Annotated in this window: 25 protein-coding genes and 1 riboswitch; of the genes, 16 read left to right on the forward strand and 9 right to left on the reverse strand. The window is 44.3% G+C overall.

The genetic code is table 11. The annotated features are described in order from the left end of the window. Window positions 1-3 precede the first annotated feature (3 nt). Both AB1K89_RS09845 and AB1K89_RS09850 read left to right on the forward strand, forming a co-directional pair. Window positions 4-768: a DUF6339 family protein gene (locus tag AB1K89_RS09845; RefSeq protein ID WP_413054600.1), complete on the forward strand. Its 765-nt coding sequence runs from the start codon at window positions 4-6 to the stop codon at window positions 766-768. Between the two features lie 166 nt (window positions 769-934). Next, on the forward strand, window positions 935-1,357 hold the full coding sequence (locus AB1K89_RS09850) for an NUDIX domain-containing protein (protein WP_413054731.1): 423 nt from the start codon (window positions 935-937) through the stop codon (window positions 1,355-1,357). Window positions 1,358-1,532: 175 nt separating this feature from the next. Here AB1K89_RS09850 and dapA read toward each other — a convergent pair whose 3' ends face one another. The 3 genes from dapA to AB1K89_RS09865 form a co-directional block, all read right to left on the reverse strand. Next, window positions 1,533-2,417 carry a 4-hydroxy-tetrahydrodipicolinate synthase gene (gene dapA, locus AB1K89_RS09855; protein ID WP_413054601.1) on the reverse strand — a complete coding sequence of 295 codons (885 nt, stop codon included), beginning with the start codon at window positions 2,415-2,417 and terminating at the stop codon, window positions 1,533-1,535. 125 nt (window positions 2,418-2,542) lie between these two features. After that, a riboswitch (Lysine riboswitch) is annotated at window positions 2,543-2,721 on the reverse strand. Between the two features lie 319 nt (window positions 2,722-3,040). Then, the gene (locus AB1K89_RS09860; protein ID WP_413054602.1) at window positions 3,041-3,769 is read right to left on the reverse strand and encodes a toast rack family protein; all 729 of its coding nucleotides are present in this window, start codon (window positions 3,767-3,769) and stop codon (window positions 3,041-3,043) included. Window positions 3,770-4,195: 426 nt separating this feature from the next. Next, the gene (locus AB1K89_RS09865; protein WP_413054603.1) at window positions 4,196-4,441 is read right to left on the reverse strand and encodes a hypothetical protein; all 246 of its coding nucleotides are present in this window, start codon (window positions 4,439-4,441) and stop codon (window positions 4,196-4,198) included. Window positions 4,442-4,733: 292 nt separating this feature from the next. Here AB1K89_RS09865 and AB1K89_RS09870 point away from each other — a divergent pair, with 292 nt between their 5' ends. Further along, window positions 4,734-4,922 (forward strand): hypothetical protein, encoded by a 189-nt coding sequence (locus AB1K89_RS09870; RefSeq protein ID WP_413054604.1) that lies wholly within the window; start codon window positions 4,734-4,736, stop codon window positions 4,920-4,922. 104 nt (window positions 4,923-5,026) lie between these two features. On the opposite strand, the gene AB1K89_RS09875 is transcribed toward AB1K89_RS09870, so the two are convergent. Next, window positions 5,027-5,266: a YkuS family protein gene (locus AB1K89_RS09875; RefSeq protein WP_413054605.1), complete on the reverse strand. Its 240-nt coding sequence runs from the start codon at window positions 5,264-5,266 to the stop codon at window positions 5,027-5,029. A 195-nt stretch (window positions 5,267-5,461) separates the two neighbouring features. Between AB1K89_RS09875 and AB1K89_RS09880 the strand changes: the two genes are divergently transcribed. The 4 genes from AB1K89_RS09880 to AB1K89_RS09895 all read left to right on the forward strand — a co-directional run bounded on the left by AB1K89_RS09880 (window position 5,462) and on the right by AB1K89_RS09895 (window position 9,413). Continuing rightward, on the forward strand, window positions 5,462-5,842 hold the full coding sequence (locus AB1K89_RS09880; protein WP_413054732.1) for a VOC family protein: 381 nt from the start codon (window positions 5,462-5,464) through the stop codon (window positions 5,840-5,842). A 48-nt stretch (window positions 5,843-5,890) separates the two neighbouring features. After that, the gene (locus tag AB1K89_RS09885; RefSeq protein ID WP_413054606.1) at window positions 5,891-7,366 is read left to right on the forward strand and encodes a protein adenylyltransferase SelO; all 1,476 of its coding nucleotides are present in this window, start codon (window positions 5,891-5,893) and stop codon (window positions 7,364-7,366) included. A 222-nt stretch (window positions 7,367-7,588) separates the two neighbouring features. Then, the gene (locus AB1K89_RS09890; protein WP_413054607.1) at window positions 7,589-8,107 is read left to right on the forward strand and encodes a sigma-70 family RNA polymerase sigma factor; all 519 of its coding nucleotides are present in this window, start codon (window positions 7,589-7,591) and stop codon (window positions 8,105-8,107) included. Continuing rightward, entirely contained in the window at window positions 8,100-9,413 is a 1,314-nt protein-coding gene (locus AB1K89_RS09895; RefSeq protein ID WP_413054608.1) for a DUF4179 domain-containing protein, read from the forward strand. The genes AB1K89_RS09890 and AB1K89_RS09895 overlap by 8 nt, the downstream gene beginning before the upstream one ends. Window positions 9,414-9,486: 73 nt before the next feature. Here the strand turns inward: AB1K89_RS09895 and AB1K89_RS09900 are convergent, their stop codons facing one another. Together AB1K89_RS09900 and AB1K89_RS09905 are read right to left on the reverse strand one after the other, a co-directional pair. Then, window positions 9,487-9,936 carry an ImmA/IrrE family metallo-endopeptidase gene (locus tag AB1K89_RS09900; RefSeq protein WP_413054609.1) on the reverse strand — a complete coding sequence of 150 codons (450 nt, stop codon included), beginning with the start codon at window positions 9,934-9,936 and terminating at the stop codon, window positions 9,487-9,489. Between the two features lie 9 nt (window positions 9,937-9,945). Further along, on the reverse strand, window positions 9,946-10,281 hold the full coding sequence (locus AB1K89_RS09905) for a helix-turn-helix domain-containing protein (protein WP_252504778.1): 336 nt from the start codon (window positions 10,279-10,281) through the stop codon (window positions 9,946-9,948). A 161-nt stretch (window positions 10,282-10,442) separates the two neighbouring features. Between AB1K89_RS09905 and AB1K89_RS09910 the strand changes: the two genes are divergently transcribed. The 3 genes from AB1K89_RS09910 to AB1K89_RS09920 all read left to right on the forward strand — a co-directional run bounded on the left by AB1K89_RS09910 (window position 10,443) and on the right by AB1K89_RS09920 (window position 12,117). Next, entirely contained in the window at window positions 10,443-10,862 is a 420-nt protein-coding gene (locus tag AB1K89_RS09910) for a helix-turn-helix domain-containing protein (protein WP_252504777.1), read from the forward strand. Between the two features lie 139 nt (window positions 10,863-11,001). Next, complete coding sequence (locus AB1K89_RS09915; protein WP_252504776.1) at window positions 11,002-11,202, forward strand: BhlA/UviB family holin-like peptide; 201 nt, start codon at window positions 11,002-11,004, stop codon at window positions 11,200-11,202. Window positions 11,203-11,316: 114 nt separating this feature from the next. Continuing rightward, a complete protein-coding gene (locus tag AB1K89_RS09920; protein WP_413054610.1) occupies window positions 11,317-12,117 on the forward strand; it encodes an N-acetylmuramoyl-L-alanine amidase in 801 nt (266 codons plus the stop codon). 53 nt (window positions 12,118-12,170) lie between these two features. Here the strand turns inward: AB1K89_RS09920 and AB1K89_RS09925 are convergent, their stop codons facing one another. Further along, window positions 12,171-13,076 carry an NAD(P)/FAD-dependent oxidoreductase gene (locus tag AB1K89_RS09925; RefSeq protein ID WP_413054611.1) on the reverse strand — a complete coding sequence of 302 codons (906 nt, stop codon included), beginning with the start codon at window positions 13,074-13,076 and terminating at the stop codon, window positions 12,171-12,173. 129 nt (window positions 13,077-13,205) lie between these two features. Here AB1K89_RS09925 and AB1K89_RS09930 point away from each other — a divergent pair, with 129 nt between their 5' ends. The 5 genes from AB1K89_RS09930 to AB1K89_RS09950 all read left to right on the forward strand — a co-directional run bounded on the left by AB1K89_RS09930 (window position 13,206) and on the right by AB1K89_RS09950 (window position 15,959). Continuing rightward, complete coding sequence (locus AB1K89_RS09930; protein WP_251627743.1) at window positions 13,206-13,355, forward strand: hypothetical protein; 150 nt, start codon at window positions 13,206-13,208, stop codon at window positions 13,353-13,355. 67 nt (window positions 13,356-13,422) lie between these two features. Continuing rightward, window positions 13,423-13,578 (forward strand): hypothetical protein, encoded by a 156-nt coding sequence (locus AB1K89_RS09935; protein ID WP_413054612.1) that lies wholly within the window; start codon window positions 13,423-13,425, stop codon window positions 13,576-13,578. A 151-nt stretch (window positions 13,579-13,729) separates the two neighbouring features. Next, window positions 13,730-14,626, forward strand: a complete 897-nt coding sequence (locus tag AB1K89_RS09940) for a carbon-nitrogen hydrolase family protein (protein WP_413054613.1) — start codon at window positions 13,730-13,732, stop codon at window positions 14,624-14,626. 4 nt (window positions 14,627-14,630) lie between these two features. Beyond that, window positions 14,631-15,284, forward strand: coding sequence for a GNAT family N-acetyltransferase (locus tag AB1K89_RS09945; protein ID WP_413054733.1), 654 nt, complete (start codon window positions 14,631-14,633; stop codon window positions 15,282-15,284). A 3-nt stretch (window positions 15,285-15,287) separates the two neighbouring features. Continuing rightward, on the forward strand, window positions 15,288-15,959 hold the full coding sequence (locus tag AB1K89_RS09950; RefSeq protein WP_413054614.1) for a GNAT family N-acetyltransferase: 672 nt from the start codon (window positions 15,288-15,290) through the stop codon (window positions 15,957-15,959). 50 nt (window positions 15,960-16,009) lie between these two features. On the opposite strand, the gene AB1K89_RS09955 is transcribed toward AB1K89_RS09950, so the two are convergent. Then, the gene (locus AB1K89_RS09955; protein ID WP_413054615.1) at window positions 16,010-17,101 is read right to left on the reverse strand and encodes a CotH kinase family protein; all 1,092 of its coding nucleotides are present in this window, start codon (window positions 17,099-17,101) and stop codon (window positions 16,010-16,012) included. A 1,005-nt stretch (window positions 17,102-18,106) separates the two neighbouring features. Next, window positions 18,107-18,871 carry a peptidoglycan editing factor PgeF gene (pgeF, locus tag AB1K89_RS09960; protein WP_413054616.1) on the reverse strand — a complete coding sequence of 255 codons (765 nt, stop codon included), beginning with the start codon at window positions 18,869-18,871 and terminating at the stop codon, window positions 18,107-18,109. Window positions 18,872-19,091: 220 nt separating this feature from the next. On the opposite strand from pgeF, the gene AB1K89_RS09965 reads away from it, so the two are divergent. Next, complete coding sequence (locus AB1K89_RS09965) at window positions 19,092-19,241, forward strand: YfhE family protein (RefSeq protein WP_413054617.1); 150 nt, start codon at window positions 19,092-19,094, stop codon at window positions 19,239-19,241. The last annotated feature ends 47 nt before the right edge of the window (window positions 19,242-19,288 follow it).

Consider the following 19,288-nt stretch of genomic DNA (forward strand, 5'->3'; position numbering starts at 1 on the left):
TTGATGAAAATAAAGTTTTTATCTGAAGATGCATTACAAGACTTACGCGTTAATTTTGATGCTTATAAAGAACATTACTATAGTAAAGATAATGCATGGTTTGATAATTATTTTGCTAAGGAAGGCGCAACTTTTGAGTCAAATATTGACTACAAACAACCAAAATTCAATTTTGACAGCGACTATTTGGTGAGCGATTTTGAAAATGTGAAGATTGTGTATGATGCCTTACAGCATTTGACCGTCGCAGAAGCTACCCATGAACGTTTGTGGGCTGGATTAGCACATATGCAAATGCGGGAATTTAGCTATTACCGCCTATCTTTGGACTTGGAAAAGAAGAATGACAAACGAATTCAGTCGGCGCTCTTCTTTACTCATAGTGCAAAACGATCCCTATATGTTCATTTGTTAGCACGTCTATGGTGGGTAGGTTATATGACTTATGATGATGCAAATAAAGAGGATCCGTACTGGCTCACCGAGTTTTTCTCATCCGCGGATTTTTCGGCCAGATGCGTTGTCTTTTTCTCTAGTAACTTCACTTCAAATCGTAATATCACCAAAGGTGTTTTACGTGCTCTTATAACACTTAAAAACGAAGGCTTACAAATCAAGCGTGAGCACTTTGTCGAGGCGAATCGTTATCTTAACATCTTAGGCGGTGCAATGATTCTTGATGTGCTTGAGGAAGATGAAGTGAAAGAGATGATAATGGCTAGGCTTAAAAAAGTTTATAATATTGAGAGAGTAGCCGTTTTGATTTGAATTTGAGTCTATGTGCGGAAATTGGTTTTTAGTTCAAAAACAAAGAGATAGCAGAGCCCAATTCATCTTGGAGCTCTGCTTTTATTATTCTCCCACACAATTAAAGGAGATTCCGGCCTTGGCCAGGAAGATGTATAAGAATGAAGTGAAAAGGGAGAGAGCCAACATGTTCATCGTCAACACAGAAGCGGCATTATACAAGGATGGCCGTTATTTATTATGCAGACGAAGCGAAGAGGAAGAACACGCGCCTGGTGGAATAGGGTTAGTTGGTGGGAAAGTTGAGCTTGAAGGAGCAACTTCGGATATTTTAGAGCGTACGATTGCACGAGAAGTGGAGGAGGAAGTGGGGCTTGTTGTCAGTGGGCATATGCGTTATGTGTGCAGTACAAGCTTCATTACAGACCTAGGGGAACCGGTTGTGAATGTCGTTTTTTTGTGCGAGGAGTTCAGCGGTGAGCCGTACGCAGTGAGTGCTGATGAAGTGGCGGCTGTGTACTGGATGACGCCTGAAGAGGTGTATGCCCATCCTGAAGCTGAGGATTATTTGAAGGAGTACATTCGAAGAGCGGAAGATGTTCGTTTGTAGGATTTCGGTTTAATTTGTCATTCAACCATAAAAAATAACCCATCCTTGCGTTAGCCGCTCTGATGGGTTATTCCTATCTGTGCCGATCCCGTAGGGGAACCTACAATAATACATGGACCGTTCAATATGCGACCATTGGACGGTCCTTTTTTTTCATTACCATAAGGGTGCATAGTTAGATTTTCACTTCTTCATAAATAGCCAAAGCCTGTTGTAATGAACGTAGTTGTTCATCATTCAACGGAATCATCGGCAAGCGGACTCCGCCGACTTGAATTCCTTTCAGGCTCAACGCCGCTTTGACAGGTGTAGGGTTTGGAGCAGCGAAGAGTGCTTTCATCATCGGCAGCAGTCTTCGATGATTGCTAGCCGCCTCTACGGTATTGCCTATTTTGAAGTTGCGGATCATCGTTTGCATTTCATTCCCTAACACATGGGCCGATACAGAAACGACACCTGTTCCGCCAATCGATAATACAGGAAGTGTCAGTGCATCATCACCGCTGTATAATGAAAAGCCTTCTCGCGTACGTTCGATAATTTCAGCCATTGCATCCAAATTACCGCTCGCTTCTTTGATTGCTACGATATTCGGGATTTCCGAAAGGCGGATGACCGTTTCGACCGACATGTTGACAACAGTGCGTCCTGGTACGTTGTACAGCATGATTGGCAATGAGGTGGCTGCCGCAATAGTCTTAAAGTGTTGATACATTCCTTCTTGGCAAGGGTTGTTATAGTACGGGGCGACGAGCATGATTCCATCGACGCCTACGTCTTCTGCAAGCATTGTCAGTTCGATCGATTCTCTCGTATTATTCGAGCCTGTACCGGCAATGACCGGCACTCGTCCATTTACAACTTCAACTGTAAACCTAAACAATTGGACTTTTTCTTTGTCCGATAACGTTGGGGATTCCCCTGTTGTTCCAGATACCACTAGGGCATCCGATCCATTGGCAATTAAATGATCGATCAAGTTCCTAGTCGCCTCAAAATCAATTTCGCCTTGTGCATCAAAAGGTGTCACCATTGCAGTTACAATTTGTCCGAAGTTCATTAGTTCTCCACTCCTATAATTAATTTTTTTGAAAAAATTAGAGGGGAGAGGGCAGTTGAAAATGAACGCAAAAAGCAACAACGAGGGCTCGTTGTTGCTAGAAATAATAACTAAATTATTTCATTGCATAAGATAGCCCTCCATATAGTTTCCTATATGACAATTCTGGACTTGTTCAACCCAGAACCAGCTTCGAGATAAATGAGAATCTCTCCACTTCGGCAAATTCCCCTTTCCACAACCTTCATAGGATCTCATTATCCTCAGATTGTATACTGATGGTCTTTGCGCCTCTATCCTTACTTCAAAACTTGCGAAATAAGATAATGTTAAATTATATATGACTTTACATCGTATCCGGTTCAATTGCAAGTAAAAAATGAAAATAAAATGAATTGACGTTATTTCATCGTGTAGATAGCAAGCAATACAGAGTAGGGTTCACAGCTTTGTGGTGCCTGTGCGGCGAACTATTCGGACAATACAATAAAAGTGTATACGAGGTAGTTAGAAACCCATTAATTTAGGGGTTTTATATAATTTAATTTTGTATTTAAATACACTCTCTCGAATTGTCATAAATGCACCGTGCACAGGCACCGACACAATGGCACCGACACAATTTACTCGGCAATCTTGAATTTGACGTCCCCGACGCCGATGTCGAGAAATAGGTCGATGATGACTTCTGCATCTTCGTAGGCTTCATTAATGTAAACTCCTTCGTTTTGCTTGATGAAGTCATTCAATTCCAGTCTTCCAAGGCCTTTTGAAACGTTTACTCTGACGCCGGTCTGTTTCGGAAGGATGATCGTCACATCACCAACTCCTAAATTGAAGTCCGCTCGAAAACCTTTGCTCCAAGCGCCGCTCAGGTCGATGACGGATTCACCAACTCCACCATCCACGGAAAGGCTATTTAATTGGAGACCTTCCAATTTCAATCTTGACTTTGAAACCCCCATGTCAACATTCAAATCAATTGGAATTACATTCGTCAACTGAAGATCCCATTCGTTGTCTACTTTGCGTTTATTCAAGCCGAACGTTGTCTTGGAGCCTTGCTTAATCTTGACGTGGCCCGTATCCTTTTTTTTCTTATATGTCACTTTCGGTTCCAGTCTTTTGTGATTATAGGTAAACTCGCCACTCACCCATTCAGGGGAACCACCCTTGACGTACAAGTTGCCAACTCCGAAGTCGATATCCACTTTCAGAGCATCGGCACTGTCTTTAGCAATCGAAATTTCATTCCCACTTGCCTTCGCAAACCAATTGTTATACCCATAGATGCCGATAACAACTAGAAAACCCGTCAACAGCACAATCCATAATAGCTTATTCATTTTCATTCATTCTCCTTCTGCCCCATTTTATTCTATTCTACCTCATTCAAATGAAAAACTTACCAGTCTCATGTTTGAATTTTACATACGTCTAAGGGCTGAGAGGGAATGCGACCTGAACACAGATGTTAATGGATTTGTGACTCACATGTTTTGTCCCTTGCATTAATATATTAGATAAAAGAGTGATGAAAGGATGAGGTGTTGAGGAGGGTTCTTCTATATTCAGTAACTGTCGTCATCGGGATGGTACTAGGCATTGCCATTACAATTCTCATGGAATTATAAGTCGTTCGGAATCAATAAATCCATCCTCGAGTTTCACTACTCATTGGATGGATTTTCCTATGCACAGCACCAACACAATTAATTTAGACAAAAAAACAGAACCTACGACTGCTTCGTAGGTTCTGTTTTACACAAAAGCTCTTTTTACATAGTTTTTGTTTCTAAGTCAAAGATTCGCGATTTAATGTTCACTAATTCTTTTGAAATAGCTTGTCCATTAATGATACGCTGGCTAGTTTGGTGCTCAAACTGACCGCCGATTCCTTCCAAAAGATGATCGACTTGATCAAACCGGCTATGCATTTCCGATTTCAAGCTGCCTACATCGGATCTCAGGTCGCCTATTTCCGACTTCAACCCTTCAAGCAATTGCAGAATCCTTTCCTCCAACTCTTTATCCTCCTTTCTTTATCATCTGTTGTCTGCGAATTCGTGTATAGTCTATTGCTTACAGTATACAGGAAATGTAAAAGATAGTCCATAAAAATAGAACGTTTGTTTTGGGTAAATATATTGACTCCACGCACCTATTAAACACTGAACTTCTCAATTAAAATCATGAAAACTGTACACTTAACTCTTGTCCTGTCGGTAAATCGACGTACTCTATAGTGACGGGGGAATGGTGAATAGTGAGCCTAATCCGCTATCCCTTGCCAATCATAGGGGAGGAGGTATGGACATGTCATTATTTTTTGAGGATGAAATAGAGAAAGTGAAGAGGAAGATCGGTCCTTCGGGATTAAAGGAAATGATGTCTCAGGATCCCCGCTTGAATGGACAATTGGATGAGCTCCGTGCATTTCAGCGAAGGTACAGGGCGAAACAGCTGGAAGCTTCACGCAGGCGCCAGACATATTATTACCATTGATCAGTACAGCCTGCCAATCGTTCAGTCGATCGGCAGGCTGTTTTTTGATTGGAAGGAAACAGAAACTAAGGCTGCTGCCATAGATTCTGCTTTTTCGGGGATGCTTATTGGAGGAGGTTCGCTTTCTTTTCTACTGCTTGGACAACGTCGTCAATCGACATGCCTTTCATGGTGATGACCGGAAAGTTGAATTCATGCGTGTTCCCTTCATTGATAGCACGGACGACGCCGATATCATAGCCGGTGACGTCTTCATCTGTGTTAAACATTTTCGCTTCATAACCTTTTGCCACGAGGGCATTCATGACATCTTCATATGGTTGTTCAACGGCAATTCTTACCATTTCCATTTTCCTCCTTTCGACTCTTCGTTCAACTTCTCCTATACAGTTCCCTGTATTTTTGAATTTATGAATGAAACTCTTATGTGAATCCTTTTGAATTGGGTATAACAAGGTTGACGCGGTCATTTTTCATTCATAATGGTAAGATTAGGATTAGAACTAATGCAAAAGAAAATGAGGAAAGAGGGATGGAAAATGATTCATAAAATCGGACAAATTATGTTGTATGTAAATAATCAGGATGATGCAAAAATGTTTTGGACTGAAAAAGTTGGGTTTACCGTCATTTCCGAGCAGGACAATGGCCAAGGGATGAAGTGGATTGAAATTGCACCGACCGCACAGGCGGAAACGAGCATCGTTCTGCATAATAAAGAGCTCATCGCAAAAATGCAGCCGGAATTGAATCTGCAAACCCCTTCACTTCTATTGTTCACGGAAAACCTGGACGCACTGTATGAAGATTTAAAGAGCAAACAAGTGAAAGTCGGGGAATTGGTTGCAATGCCTACTGGAAGAGTGTTCAACTTTGCGGACAATGAAGACAACTACTTTGCGGTATTGGAAAAGAAGTGAGGGCCAGTATAGAATTCCCTATTGATTGCGAAGCAGACATCTTAAGAAATGGGAGTTGAGGACGTGACAGAGGATAATAAGTTCGGATGGAATTTTGATAATAGTTATACCCGTCTGCCGGAACCATTTTACGCGAAGACAAATCCGGAAGCAGCACCGTCACCTGAGTTAGTCATTTTTAATCACCCATTGGCGGAGTCGCTCGGTCTGGATGCTGAATCATTGCAAAGCGAAGAGGGGACAGAGATCTTCGCCGGAAACAAGATTCCTGAAGGCGCGGAGCCGATTGCACAAGCATATGCCGGCCACCAATTCGGCCATTTTACGATGCTCGGAGATGGACGGGCCGTGTTGCTTGGAGAGCAGATCACGCCTGAAGGAAAGCGGTACGATATTCAGCTGAAAGGTTCAGGCAAGACGCCCTTTTCCCGAGGCGGCGATGGCAGGGCGGGACTTGGCCCGATGCTTCGTGAATTCATCATTAGCGAGGCGATGCATGCGCTTGGAATTCCGACGACACGGAGCCTTGCAGTCGCATTAACGGGGGCGCCGGTCTATCGTCAAGAAACACTCGAAGGAGCTGTGTTGACGCGTATTGCGGCAAGCCACATCCGTGTCGGCACGTTTCAATACGCGGCGGCACGCGAAGTCGTAGAGGATTTGCGAACGTTAGCGGATTATACGATTGAAAGGCATTATCCGGATGTGGCAAATGACCCGAATCCATACGTGTCATTGCTTCAAAAAGTAATGGAAAGGCAAGCTTCGTTAATTGCCAAATGGCAGTTAGTCGGGTTCATTCACGGCGTCATGAATACGGACAATATGGCAATCAGCGGCGAAACGATCGACTATGGACCGTGCGCCTTCATGGACACGTATGACCCGGCGACTGTCTTCAGCTCCATCGACCGGCAAGGCCGCTATGCGTTTGGCAATCAACCCGGAATTGCGGAATGGAATCTTTCTCGATTTGCCGAAACGCTTTTGCCGCTCTTCCATGAAGACCAGGAAAAAGCTGTCCACATCGCGCAACAAACGCTTTCAGGATATGCAAGGATATATTACGGTCATTGGCTCACAGGAATGAGAAACAAACTCGGCCTGTTCAATGAAGAACAGCAGGACGAAGCGCTCGTGAAGGATCTGCTAAAGATAATGAAAGACAATCAAGCGGATTACACGAATACGTTCCGAACATTGACGATTGGCGATCTGACTGTGCTGCCGATGTGCAAGACGCAGGAATTTACCGAGTGGCATGAGCGCTGGAAGACGAGGCTGGGTAGTCAACAGGAATCAGAAGTTGCCGCGAAACAACTAATGCGTGAAAACAATCCTAATATCATCCCGCGCAACCATCGCGTGGAAGAAGCTTTGGACGCGGCTACCGAAGGGGATTTCAGCGTAATGGCAGAACTGCTTAACGCGCTTGAAGACCCATATGCTTACACGGCTGAACAAGAGAAATATGTTGCACCGTCCGTGTCGGCAACGCCGTACAGAACATTTTGTGGTACGTGATGTCTGTATGCGTTCATAAATTTGTATAAGTGATCATAAACTGCGGCAAGCGCTCATAAACTTCGAAGAAAGACCAAACCTTAAATGGATTTGGTCTTTTTGGGCGTAACCAAAACAATTTTCTCTCGTATATAGGACGAGCAATAAAATTTTTAATTAATTTTTGAACTTTTTCAAGTTCTCACAGTCTAATGTGTAAGAAGGGCGAATGAGGTGTAGGGAATGGACGAGAAAGAGATAAGTGAAAAAGCGATACGCGGTGACGATGAGGCCTTTCTAGCGCTCATGCAGCTTCATAAAGAAGCGCTCCTTCGAACAGCAATTGCATTCTTGAAAAATGAGGCGGATGCACTGGAAGCACTTCAAGAAATAACCTATCGGGCGTATAAAAAGATTCATACGGTTAGAGAACCTGCGTATGTGAAGACGTGGATGATCCGTATTATGATGAACTATTGCCAGGATCAATTAAAAAGGGGAAAACGGTATGTCATGACTGGAGAAGTGGACGAAACAATCGGGAAGAAAGATGAATATCGATTGGAATTGGCTGAAGCACTTGCCACATTGAAACCAGACGAGCAACAGTTAATTTATCTAAAATACGTTCAGGGTGTAAAAATAAAAGAAATCGCAGAACTATCAAGTATACCGGAAGGCACGGTCAAATCCAGGCTGCATAACATATTGCGATCATTGCGCAGCCACTTCGGGGATAGAGGAGGAATGGATCATGTTTGAAAAAGAAGAAGTGAAATTGAATGAAATGAAAGAGCAGTTGGATAAGATCCATCTTCCTTTAGACGAGGCAGATGATGCAATTCGCCTAGGATTTGACCGAGCGAGACGTGATAAGGTGAAGTCGCGGAAAAAGCGTAACAGGATTTGGTCACTAGTTGTAGCCGCGCTTCTATTCTTCACATTTGTCACCTCAATCCGTGTGTCTCCGGCATTTGCCAATGCGGTCGCGTCAATACCGGGCATGGAGAAGTTCGTAGATTTGATACAGTTTGATAAAGGACTGGAAGGTATTTTTAAAAATGACTACTACCAAAAAGTCGATGTGGTTCAAAAGAAAAATGGGTTGACGTTGACTATTGATGGTGTCATTTTGGATGAGACAGGGATGAATGTTTATTACACAATGCAGTCGCAGGAAGCAGTGAATGGGCTAAGCATTCAATCAGTCGACTTGAAAAATGAGCAGGACATTCCACCAAGCGGAATGTCATATGGTGGCTCCAGTCCATTTGAAAAATCCAGAGAATGGGCCAGTCAAATTAAGTACTATTTTCAGGAACCAACTTTATTTAAAGACTTATCTTTTACCGTGGAGATGGATGTTTTATTCCAAGGGGAAACTATTTCGTTCTCATTGCCATTTGAGCTGAAGGAAAACGTGAAACAAGGTAAAACAATTGTTTTAAATCAAGAAGTTGAGATTGAAGGCCAGAAACTCACAATTCGAGAAATTACTATTTACCCGTTACGCATTGCCGTGAAAGTCGCCTTCGACGAATCCAATACGAAGAAGATCCTCAAATTCGAAGATATGCGGCTGGAAGATGAAAAAGGCGAGGTGTGGGGCTCCATTAAGAATGGTGTGGTCAGTAGGGGCGATGACACCTATTTTCTCCAAAGTAATTATTTTGAGGAGCCGAAAGAACTTTACTTACGTATTAATAAGATGCAAGCTTTAGATAAAAATGAAGCGACGTTGGTTGTCGATACGGATAAAGGGGAAATCCTCAATGGTCCGAAAGATGGCAAGCTGAAAATTAATGAATCTTCGAGGTCGGGATTGCACCTTATCATGCCGAATGCTGGAGACGATCCAACACATTCTTACGATATTATTTCAACCGGCAAAGATGCGAATGGCAAGAAGATTTATATTCCATCGACAGCTATGTATATGGATGAAGAGGGAACGAGGCATTGGGATATGACAATTGAAACATCAAATTATACGAACCCGCTTCACTTGGAACTAGCGTTCTATCCTAACTACATTACCGGTAATGTAAAAGTAGAACTGAAAAAATAATGAGTTCGGCAGGCACTTTGGATGTAAGTGCCTGTCGTTTTGAAACGTATGTTCGTGTTAAATCCAAAAAAAATTAATGCTTCCGCAAATAAAGAGGATCGAAGAAAATCTCATACCCCTTATGGATTGTCGAAACGCCAAAACGGGAGTGGTAATGCGCAATGGAAGCCATCAAATAATCCTCCGTCACCTCAAGGTGTGTGCACACTTCCTCAATCGTCTTAAAACCTGATTCATAGCATTCGATCAATTTATCCAACGATACGATTTTTTCATATCCCCATCTCCTCGCAGCCAGCTCCAACTTCAAATTCGTCAGCTTCTGAAGATCCGTAATATCGCCATAGGTCGTTTCATAATGCCCGATTTCTTCCGCCAAAATGCAATGTTTTTCATAATGGCTCCGATTCTTATCAATGAGAACGACATCGTCCATATAAAGTCCACCAAGACCGGATGGGAGAGTTTTGACTTCCTTGATGACCAAGTGGGGGTATTGGGCAATCAGGGATTCATAGGTCATGGAACCACCTCACTTTCGTTGCGACTTGATGAATTGGATGTATTTTTTTATTTCCGCCAGTTCTTCCTCTGTCAGATCATCATCGATATGGGCAGCAATCGTTTCAACCGTGGCTTGCTTTTCGGGCACATTCAACCCGAGCATCTGATCCAATGAAACATGGAAGGTTTCGGCAATCGCCTTGATTGTCCTAGTTTTTGGTTCGATGGAATCGGACTCCCACTTCGACACCATCCCTTTTGTTATCGAGAGACCTAGCTTTTGATTGATCCGGTCCGCAAATTCCTCTTGGGATAATTTGTGTTCGCTTCGGATCTTTTTAATTTCGCGGCCTATAGAATACATCATGAAACCCCCTGTTCGTTATGGTTATTATATCCTAAAGTTTCTATCGCGACAACTAAGTAGTTGTAAATGAAACATTCCCATGATAAAGTGTTGCTACAAAGTTTCATTATTGAAACACGTTTCTCTAATGAAACTAAAAAGCATGAGGGGTGATACGTATGATGAAGGAGGAAATGGAGCAATTATTGAAGGATTACCATTGGATGATCAACAGTGTCAAAGTCATTCGGGAGGGAATGAATGAAGTCGGGGAGGGGATGACGTCGCGATACGGACTGGAAGCGGCGATGCCGAAAGCGAGCGGCCGCCCGAACGACCCGATCTACCGGGAATTCAACAGAAGGGAAAGACGGCTGAAGAAAGTGTACGAGTATGAACGGAAAATCCAACTTGTCCAGGAACGTATCCCGCTCATTACGGAGGATCGGGAAATCGAAGTGCTGCACTGGCTGCTTGAGGGGAAGAGCTTGCGGTGGATCGGCCGTCATATGCAATTGTCGGACCGCCACATCGGCAGGATAAAAGATGCCGTCATCGACAAGATGTCGCAAATGTCGCACGTGCCGCATATGTCGTAGAAATGACGAGTGAAAATCTTTCAGGTTACAATGGGTGCAGGCCAAAGAAATTGGCCAAGAGCAACACAAATAACAGGATTTTAAAAGAGCGTCCACTGGGGCGTTCTTTTTGTTTTCCTGAAATAAAAGGAGGATTGGCATGGCTACGAAAGAGCTGCTAGGTTATTTTTTGACACAGGGTCCGTTTGCCGTCCTGTTCGTTTGGCTGTTTTGGTATCAAGTGAAAAGCAGTGAGTCACGGGAGAAGCGTTATCAGTTTTTATTGGAAGCGATTACGGACAAATACGATGACATTGTAGAAGAAATACGAGAAGTGAAAGAGCGGTTGCCGAAGGAATAGGCATCGCTTTTTTTATTGGACGGAAAGGAGGTGATCACCATGTAGACATACAAAAACGGCGGAATATCGGACAGTCACGGAATAAAAAACTAAAAAACGAGAGGAAGATGAAAAATGGTTAAAATCTATATCGATCCAGGGCATGGTGGAACGGATCCGGGAGCTTCTGCAAATGGTTTGAAGGAGAAAGATGTGACGCTCGCAATTGCGACGCGCGTCAAGAATATGATTGAGAATGAATACTCCAATGCGACGGTGCGGATGAGCCGTACGGGCGATCAGACAGTCAGTTTACTAGAGCGGACGAATGACGCGAATGCTTGGGGTGCCAATTACTATTTAAGCATCCACATTAATGCAGGCGGGGGAACGGGGTATGAGGATTATATTCATGACGCACTGTCGGATTCTTCTACGACCGCCCAACTACGGAATACGATTCACGCGGAAATTGTGAAATTGATCGATATGCCTAACCGCGGGAAGAAGAAAGCGAACTTCCATGTGCTCCGTGAAAGCAGGATGCCTGCGATGCTCACGGAGAATGGGTTCATTGACAATGCGACCGATGCTGCGAAAATGAAAACGGCCGTCTGGCTCGACAAAGCAGCTAGAGGTCATGTGAACGGACTTGCCAATGCGCTTGGCCTGCAAAAAGTAAGCTCACCCCCGCCAACGGGTGTATTGTATCGCGTTGTCACCGGCTCCTTTACAACGAGGACCAATGCAGACCAGCAAGTCGCCGCGCTGAAGGCGAAAGGATTCGATAGCTTCATTGACATCGTCGTCCTGAACGGCGTCGCGTATTACCGGGTCATTACAGGATCATTTGCGGACAAGTCGAATGCGGACAAGCAAGTAGCCGATTTGAAGGCCGCAGGATTCGACGCGTTCATCATCGTCGTTAATCAATAACGGCAAAACGCCTGTGCAGTCGAATCCTGCACAGGCGCTTTTACATATTCATATCAGTCGCCAAAGTATTCATTCGTCAGATCTCCATTCACACCGATAGCAGCGGCGCTCCCGGATCCCGCAGCAATGACAAGTTGTGCAGGAACGATATGCGCGACATCCCCTGCAGCATAGACGTTCCACACATTCGTCCTGCCGTACTCGTCTGTCTGGATGCCGCCGTATTCATTCAGCTCACAGCCGAGCTCTTCCGCGAACTGATTGCAATGGCTCCAAAGCGGAGTGACGAACCCGCCTGCACGCTCAATAAGGGTCCCGTCTTCAAGGCAGATCCCTTTCAGCTCGCCATTTTCACCTACAAGCGAAGCGATATTGTCTTCGTAGACTTGGATGCCTTTCGCGAGCAACTTATCACATTCTTCCGCCTCGAGCCGTCCCTCGCCGTTCGTAAAAATCGCCAAATCCTTGCTCCATATAAAAACTTCTTTCGCGAGTTTGTACACGTTCTTATCCGCGATAACTGCGAGCGGCTTGTCACGAAGCTCCCACCCATCACAGTATGGGCAGCTGAACAGGCTCGTCCCGTAGAACCTTTCGATGTTCGGGATATTCGGCTGCTCGTCCTTCAAGCCCGTCGCCAAGATGATTTTTATTGTTTGAAAGCTGTTGCCTTCCGCTGTTTCCAGTTCAAAATGGTTGTTGTCCAGCCCCTTAATAGAGGCAACCTTTTCGCTTTTTATTTCCAAGGAAGGATAGTTGGCGATATCCCGATGAGCAAGCCGCCGGAACTCGTCTGGCAGGATGCCGTCTCGTGTAATGAATCCATGAGCCTCGCGTGTCACCCGATTTCGGGCTTGATTATCATCGAATACCAGCACCTTTCTTCTCGCTCGTCCAAGCACAAGGGCGGCATTCAAACCAGCCGGTCCGCCGCCGATTATGACACAGTCGTACATCATGGAACCATTCATCCTTTTTAGAACAAGTTTACCCTCGCGTAATAAAAATAAGCTTCGTGTACGGCGAATAGAGAAATATTCATCATTAAAGTAAACGTACGTACCTATACTGAACTATGGAGGGATGAGTTGGAGAAAAAGATGTTGGAGCGCGGAATAGGTCTTGGCACTTGTTTGGCTGTCGTCATATCTTGGAGCGTGCACAAATCGATCCTTTGGGCAATCTTCCATGGAGTCCTTAGCTGGCTGTATGTCCTTTATTATGCGCTGATGAGATGATCTGCAGGTTTTGGATGGGCTCCTTTTTGGGAATACTAGTTGTATAAACGTAAGGAGGAACGACATCATGAAAAGCTACGCTGGCGATAAAAATGAAAAGCCAAACGGACTACCGAAAGACTCGGCCGCAATAGCGAACGATGCAGCTAAAAAAGCGGAGGCACAAATTGAGTCAATTAAAGAGGAAGCCCGTAATGAATTGAAAAGACAGCAAAAGCAATAGATTTTACGATGGATGCCTGACGATTTCGTTGGGCATCCTTTTCGTTTTCAGTTATGGTGCAAACTTTGCCCCAATTAGGAAAATAAAGCATGACTTTACCCTCCCCGTGTATTATGATGTTGCTAAATACAAATATTAGGGGGTTAGGTCAATGAAACTTCGCGTTTCTGCTGTGCAATATCATCTGCATACAATCAGCTCCTTTGAGGAGTTTGCGGCGCAATGTGAGCACTATATTCGCAATGCCCAGGAATACGGGGCAGAGTTTGTCTTATTTCCCGAATTCTTCACGACGCAGTTGCTTTCCATTGGTGACGAAAACGGAAAAGCACTATCAATTGAGGCACTACCGGGCTTTACCGATCAATACATCGAACTATTTACAACGATAGCAAAGGAAACGAACATGCATATTATCGGCGGCACTCATGTCATCCAGCGTGAGGGGCGCCTTTATAATGTCGCTCATCTTTTCTTCCCGGATGGCACAGTGGAAGAGCAAGCGAAATTGCACATAACCCCATTCGAAATCGAAGGATGGAATATGGCAGCGGGCGACGAGCTCAAGGTTTTCGACACGGAAAAGGGCAGGATTGCCATCCTTACGTGCTACGATATCGAATTCCCCGAAATCGTCCGGATGGTGAAGGCGGCGGGGGCGGATGTTATTTTCTGTCCGTCTTGCACCGACGATCGTCATGGGTTTCATCGCGTCAGATACACGAGCCACGCGCGTGCCATTGAAAACCAAGTATATGTCGTGTTGACAGGGACGGTCGGCTCCTTGCAGACGGTCGATTTCATGCGCGCGAACTTTGGGCAAGCCGCAATTATCACGCCAAACGACATTCCGTTCCCACCGAAAGGTTTGGCGGCGGAAGGCGAACTGAACGACGACATGCTTGTTACCGCTGATCTCGATTTGAGCTTGTTGTACGAAGTGCGTGAGAAAGGTTCGGTGACAACTTGGCGAGATCGCAGAACCGATCTGTATACAGATTGGGGAGCAAATCCAATCGGGAGCGAGAGCAGTGGCATATCGCAGTGAAGTGATGGTCTCCCATGAGGGGAGTTTCATTCCTGTTGTCGTCCGCAATTATACACGGTCGGACTTCGATGCCATGATCGCATTGCAGGCGGATTGCTTTCCGCCGCCATTCCCGGAAGAACTTTGGTGGAGCCGGGAACAGTTGGAGAATCACGTCAGCTTGTTCCCTGAGGGAGCCGTCTGTGTCGAGCACGATGGAAGAATAATAGGATCGCTTACGGGCTTGCTCGTGAATTTCAATCCTGATGAGCCGATGCATACTTGGGAAGACGTGACGGATGGCGGGTTTATTCGAAACCATGATCCCGACGGCAACACGCTTTATATTGTCGACATTTGCATCAGCCCTGAGTTCCGGAAGGCGGGGCTGGGCAAGTGGATGATGCAGGCAATCTACCAACTAGCCGTTAAGCTTGATGTTGAGCGGGTCCTTGGCGGAGGCCGGATGCCCGGGTACGGGAAGGTCTCTGGTGAAAAATCCCCGCAGCAATATGTCGATGAGGTTGTCCAAGGGACGCTAAAGGATCCTGTCGTTACATTTTTGCTCCGCTGCGGACGCATGCCCGTTACGTTGATTGAAAACTATTTGGAAGATGAAGAGTCGCATAACTATGCGTTATTGATGGAATGGAAGAATCCATTCCAAAGGGGGAAATAGAGAATGGAATTTATTCGCGTAAACGATATTGAAGATCCGCTATTCGCGAAGATGCACACATTACTGGGGGAGATCTTCCCGCCGGAAGAGGTTTTGGATTTCGATTTGTGGAAAGAACCACTTGAAGACCCGAGCATCCGCGTCTTTGTTGCAGTGCAAGAAGGGGAAGTCATCGGAGCGACAGAGTACCGCTATTATCCGGACTGGAATATCGCGATGACGGATTTCACGATTATCGGGCAGTCGGGCCTCGGCATCGGTCGTTTCTTGGCGAAAAAGCGCGAAGAAGATTTACAGCGGCTTGCGCAAGAAAATGGCAAAACATTGTTCGGCATGTTCGCGGAAATTTATGATCCATATGACCGGGAAGATTTCGATTTTGGCGGAGTAATGGCCATGAACCCGTATGTCCGGAGGGAAGTGCTCTCCCATCTTGGCTACAAGCGCCTCAATTTCCCATACATCCATCCTTCGTGGAAAAACGACGGAGAGGCAGTGGAAGGATTGGATTTCTGTTTCATGCCTACGGATGAACAAGTGACTGAAATCCCATCCAGTCTCATCGTCGATTTCTTAACGGATTACTATTCGGTGTTGTCGAATAAACCTCAACATTGGCTGGACATGATCGATGAGCTGAAGCAATTGGAATATGTGGATCTTTGTCCACTATAATATTGAAATCCACGCAAATCCTCAAAAAAGGTCTGCGTGGATTTTTCAAATTAATCAAGCAGCTCTACTTCTCTTTTAATAAATGCCGTGCGTCCTTCGATATAGTTTAGAATGTAGTCAGGTTCTTTATCAAAACGATCAATACTGTCTTTTTTATACGGGTCCAATAATACATAAGGCCGAAGCGATGCATGCATTCTTTCTATTTTGGGCTTTAAATAATCCACTGTGAATTGATTGTTTACAATATCCTTTAACAAATTTTTATATTGGTTACGAAATGTTTTCACATCAAGAATCCTTGCAGTCAGTGTATTGAATCCAGTAACTCGTAAATAATCACTTTCCATTTCCTTGCCATTTACATCTCTTCCCCACGTTGCGTCGTAGTCCCAAGGAATGATTTCATATAACCCATTCTCCTTGTTCCGATACAATGCATAGTTATGGACAAATCCATCGAAATTTTGAGTGAACACTACACCGGCGAGCCAACGTAAATATTTATCCACATTGATATAATTTGCGATTTCCTTTTCAAAGTCATCCCTAGAAATTGTATTAATGTCTATGATCATTTTATGTAAATGATCTGTGTCTTCTTGCGTCCCGCATTTTTGCTCATATCCAAAAGCAAGGGACTTTTTCACTTCCTTATCTAAGTCGCTCATTAACGAAAAATTAGCATCCCCATCGACTGCATAAAAAATAGAACCGGCTGGCAATTTTCGATTTGCAAGGAATCGTTCATCCACTGATTCCAATTCCAAGTAAACTCCTTCGTTTCTTCCATTTACTTTCAAAAAGACAAACCGAGCTTTAGGTGCTAGACAACCAATTGCATTAAAAAAATCAAAAGAAAGTTTATTTCTAATGAAAGATGGATCCTTGTATTCAGCATTTAAATGTAATACGTTAGCATTTCTATAAGTAGAAGGTTTATAAAAGGAAATCTGGTAGGACTTTTTAGGGAAGTCGCGAATGTGGGACCCACGATATGCGATATCTACTTCGTATTTTTTTCCGTTAATCGTTAGCTTTGCAGAAACAGGATCATCAATCCAAATATCTTTTCGTAGTTCATTAACATCAAAAGGGTGAATAAATAGTCGGTATTCAGGTAATTTCTCGATAGTTGCCATGAAACCCCACTCCTTCACTCATTATTCTATTTCTATGAATAATAATGAAAGATGTTGCATGACAAAATTTGTTTTAGTTTGTGCATTTCTCTCTATCCCTGTCAGTTTTGCGACGTAATTTACTATGAGGGGAATTTTAGTGAGAGCGAAAAACTTTAACGAATTCCTTCTCAGAATAATGAGAGGGGAGGTTTGGACATGTCACTCTTTTTTGAAGATGAAATACGGAGAGCGAGGGAGAAGGTCAGTCATTTAGGGCTTGATGACTTTATGTTTCAGGATCCTCGAAGCAACAGAAGAACATCGCGGAGAAAACGTAGAACGAGCCGTCGCACAAGCAGGGTTCTAAATACTTCCCGCAAACGCCGGCGCACTAGCCGGGTACGGATAACTTCCCGCAATCGCCGACAGACAAACAATGTTCGGGTAACATCCCGTAACCGCCGACGGTCAGGAGATCTTTGGGCAGCATTCTGGAACCACAAACGCAACAATAGGGTCCGGGTAACTTCACGTAATCGCAAACGCACAAGCAGAGTACGGGTAACTTCACGTAATCGCAAACGCACAAGCAGAGTACGGGTAACATCACGTAATCGCAAACGCACAAGCAGAGTACGGGTAATTTCACGTAATCGCAAACGCACAAGTAGAGTACGAAACACTTCACGTAATCGCAAACGTACTAGTCGAACGCGCGTTATGTCATGCGGATGTGGCGGAAATAAAATGAGAAGAACTTCACGCAATCGTCGCTGCACAAGCAGAAATCGGGTAACATCGCGCAATCAACGACGTACAAGTAGAAGACGAGTCACCTCGCGTAACCGAAGAAACTTTCGACCTAATTGTAGAAATCGGGCCACTTGTCGTAACCGATTTTTCTAAATTCGAGAGCTAGATAGTAAAGCAATTTACGATTCAATGAGTGAGTTGCATCTAAACAAAAGAAGTACTCATCCTGCTTTGTCACATGCAGGACGGGTACTCCTTTTTATTAGCGTATTAGTTTCCTTTTTTCATAATAAAGCTCAGATGTCTTCCCGCTTTCTTATCTTGACGGTACGAGAAACCATCCGGACTTACATAGGTGCATGTCCGATCAATTGTAATCCTGCCTTCTGGGACACCCGCAAGTTCCAATTGCTTCTTAACAGTTTTCTGGTTGTCAATATGGTATTTTTCCGATGTTTCATTGAAGTACATGAATTTATCCGCATAACCGAGCGCTTTGAATTTCACGTACACATCCTCGTCCACTTCGAATTTCTCCTGACTTATTGCCATGCCGATCCGCACATGGAAATCTTCAGGCTTACACCCTTCAACTTTTTTTAAATGCTCAAATACCTTCAGTGTGATTTCCTTGACTGTACCTTGCCAGCCTGAATGAATTACTCCGACGAGGCCTTTCACTTCATTCCAGAAAATGACCGGAACACAATCTGCGGTGAAGCTGGATAGTATAAGATTTGGTTCAGTCGTATACAGTGCGTCGGTGTCAGGGATGGCAGTGGCTCCCACTTGAGCGCCACGCCCTTTATCCGCAAGTGTCACTTTATGAAGATTTGCGCTATGGGTTTGACTGGCGCAGACGAAATCCTTGGGATTGCATTGCAAGAAGGACGCCAATCGTTTTCGGTTTTCCAGTACTGTCTCGGGGTTCACACAGGCATGGAACGCCATATTATTATGTTCAGGCGCAGTTCCGTCTTTCAATGTCGTGCCTGCAATAAATTCTTCATTGTCGATATATATTTTTGTTTTCATATCATCACCTGCTATTACTATACTCGATTCCACCACGGACAACCATGACAGCTGTGCTGGGAATTGCTATATTTTCGTTTCTATATTTTTATATCCTGCTCGAGCTGTAACGAAACAGGGAATCTTATGGATAGCATATAAATGGTGAAATATTTGAGCCGGATAAAATTCAGATGCCCGGGAAAACTGAATGTAGATTGACGGAAAGGAGCGCTTTTCTATGAAACAGAAAAAGGAACCCCATGAAAGACTGACCGAAAGAAATTACGGTTTAAGCTCGACCCAGGAAGTGCTATACCAAAAAGAATTTAAGAGTGCGGACAAAGCTGCAAAAGAAGATGAGAATAAAAAACGTGAAAAAGACCAATAATGAGAGAGCCGCGATTGATTGCATTCCCCCTGCAATCAGTCGCGGCT

This window comes from Sporosarcina pasadenensis, assembly GCF_047228845.1.
In the GTDB taxonomy this organism is placed as follows: Bacteria; Bacillota; Bacilli; order Bacillales_A; family Planococcaceae; genus Sporosarcina.

Bases quoted from the DNA above. Each gene is read 5' to 3' on its own strand.
- AB1K89_RS09885 (WP_413054606.1), top strand. From the start codon at position 5,891: ATGGGAGTTGAGGACGTGACAGAGGATAATAAGTTCGGATGGAATTTT.
- AB1K89_RS09950 (WP_413054614.1), top strand. From the start codon at position 15,288: ATGGAATTTATTCGCGTAAACGATATTGAAGATCCGCTATTCGCGAAG.
- AB1K89_RS09905 (WP_252504778.1), bottom strand. From the start codon at position 10,281: ATGTATTCTATAGGCCGCGAAATTAAAAAGATCCGAAGCGAACACAAA.
- AB1K89_RS09965 (WP_413054617.1), top strand. From the start codon at position 19,092: ATGAAACAGAAAAAGGAACCCCATGAAAGACTGACCGAAAGAAATTAC.
- AB1K89_RS09920 (WP_413054610.1), top strand. From the start codon at position 11,317: ATGGTTAAAATCTATATCGATCCAGGGCATGGTGGAACGGATCCGGGA.
- AB1K89_RS09910 (WP_252504777.1), top strand. From the start codon at position 10,443: ATGATGAAGGAGGAAATGGAGCAATTATTGAAGGATTACCATTGGATG.
- AB1K89_RS09890 (WP_413054607.1), top strand. From the start codon at position 7,589: ATGGACGAGAAAGAGATAAGTGAAAAAGCGATACGCGGTGACGATGAG.
- AB1K89_RS09935 (WP_413054612.1), top strand. From the start codon at position 13,423: ATGAAAAGCTACGCTGGCGATAAAAATGAAAAGCCAAACGGACTACCG.
- AB1K89_RS09860 (WP_413054602.1), bottom strand. From the start codon at position 3,769: ATGAAAATGAATAAGCTATTATGGATTGTGCTGTTGACGGGTTTTCTA.
- AB1K89_RS09915 (WP_252504776.1), top strand. From the start codon at position 11,002: ATGGCTACGAAAGAGCTGCTAGGTTATTTTTTGACACAGGGTCCGTTT.
- AB1K89_RS09900 (WP_413054609.1), bottom strand. From the start codon at position 9,936: ATGACCTATGAATCCCTGATTGCCCAATACCCCCACTTGGTCATCAAG.
- pgeF (WP_413054616.1), bottom strand. From the start codon at position 18,871: ATGAAAACAAAAATATATATCGACAATGAAGAATTTATTGCAGGCACG.
- AB1K89_RS09940 (WP_413054613.1), top strand. From the start codon at position 13,730: ATGAAACTTCGCGTTTCTGCTGTGCAATATCATCTGCATACAATCAGC.
- AB1K89_RS09945 (WP_413054733.1), top strand. From the start codon at position 14,631: ATGGTCTCCCATGAGGGGAGTTTCATTCCTGTTGTCGTCCGCAATTAT.
- AB1K89_RS09925 (WP_413054611.1), bottom strand. From the start codon at position 13,076: ATGATGTACGACTGTGTCATAATCGGCGGCGGACCGGCTGGTTTGAAT.
- AB1K89_RS09870 (WP_413054604.1), top strand. From the start codon at position 4,734: ATGTCATTATTTTTTGAGGATGAAATAGAGAAAGTGAAGAGGAAGATC.
- AB1K89_RS09875 (WP_413054605.1), bottom strand. From the start codon at position 5,266: ATGGTAAGAATTGCCGTTGAACAACCATATGAAGATGTCATGAATGCC.
- AB1K89_RS09850 (WP_413054731.1), top strand. From the start codon at position 935: ATGTTCATCGTCAACACAGAAGCGGCATTATACAAGGATGGCCGTTAT.
- AB1K89_RS09845 (WP_413054600.1), top strand. From the start codon at position 4: ATGAAAATAAAGTTTTTATCTGAAGATGCATTACAAGACTTACGCGTT.
- AB1K89_RS09880 (WP_413054732.1), top strand. From the start codon at position 5,462: ATGATTCATAAAATCGGACAAATTATGTTGTATGTAAATAATCAGGAT.
- AB1K89_RS09955 (WP_413054615.1), bottom strand. From the start codon at position 17,101: ATGGCAACTATCGAGAAATTACCTGAATACCGACTATTTATTCACCCT.
- AB1K89_RS09895 (WP_413054608.1), top strand. From the start codon at position 8,100: ATGTTTGAAAAAGAAGAAGTGAAATTGAATGAAATGAAAGAGCAGTTG.
- dapA (WP_413054601.1), bottom strand. From the start codon at position 2,417: ATGAACTTCGGACAAATTGTAACTGCAATGGTGACACCTTTTGATGCA.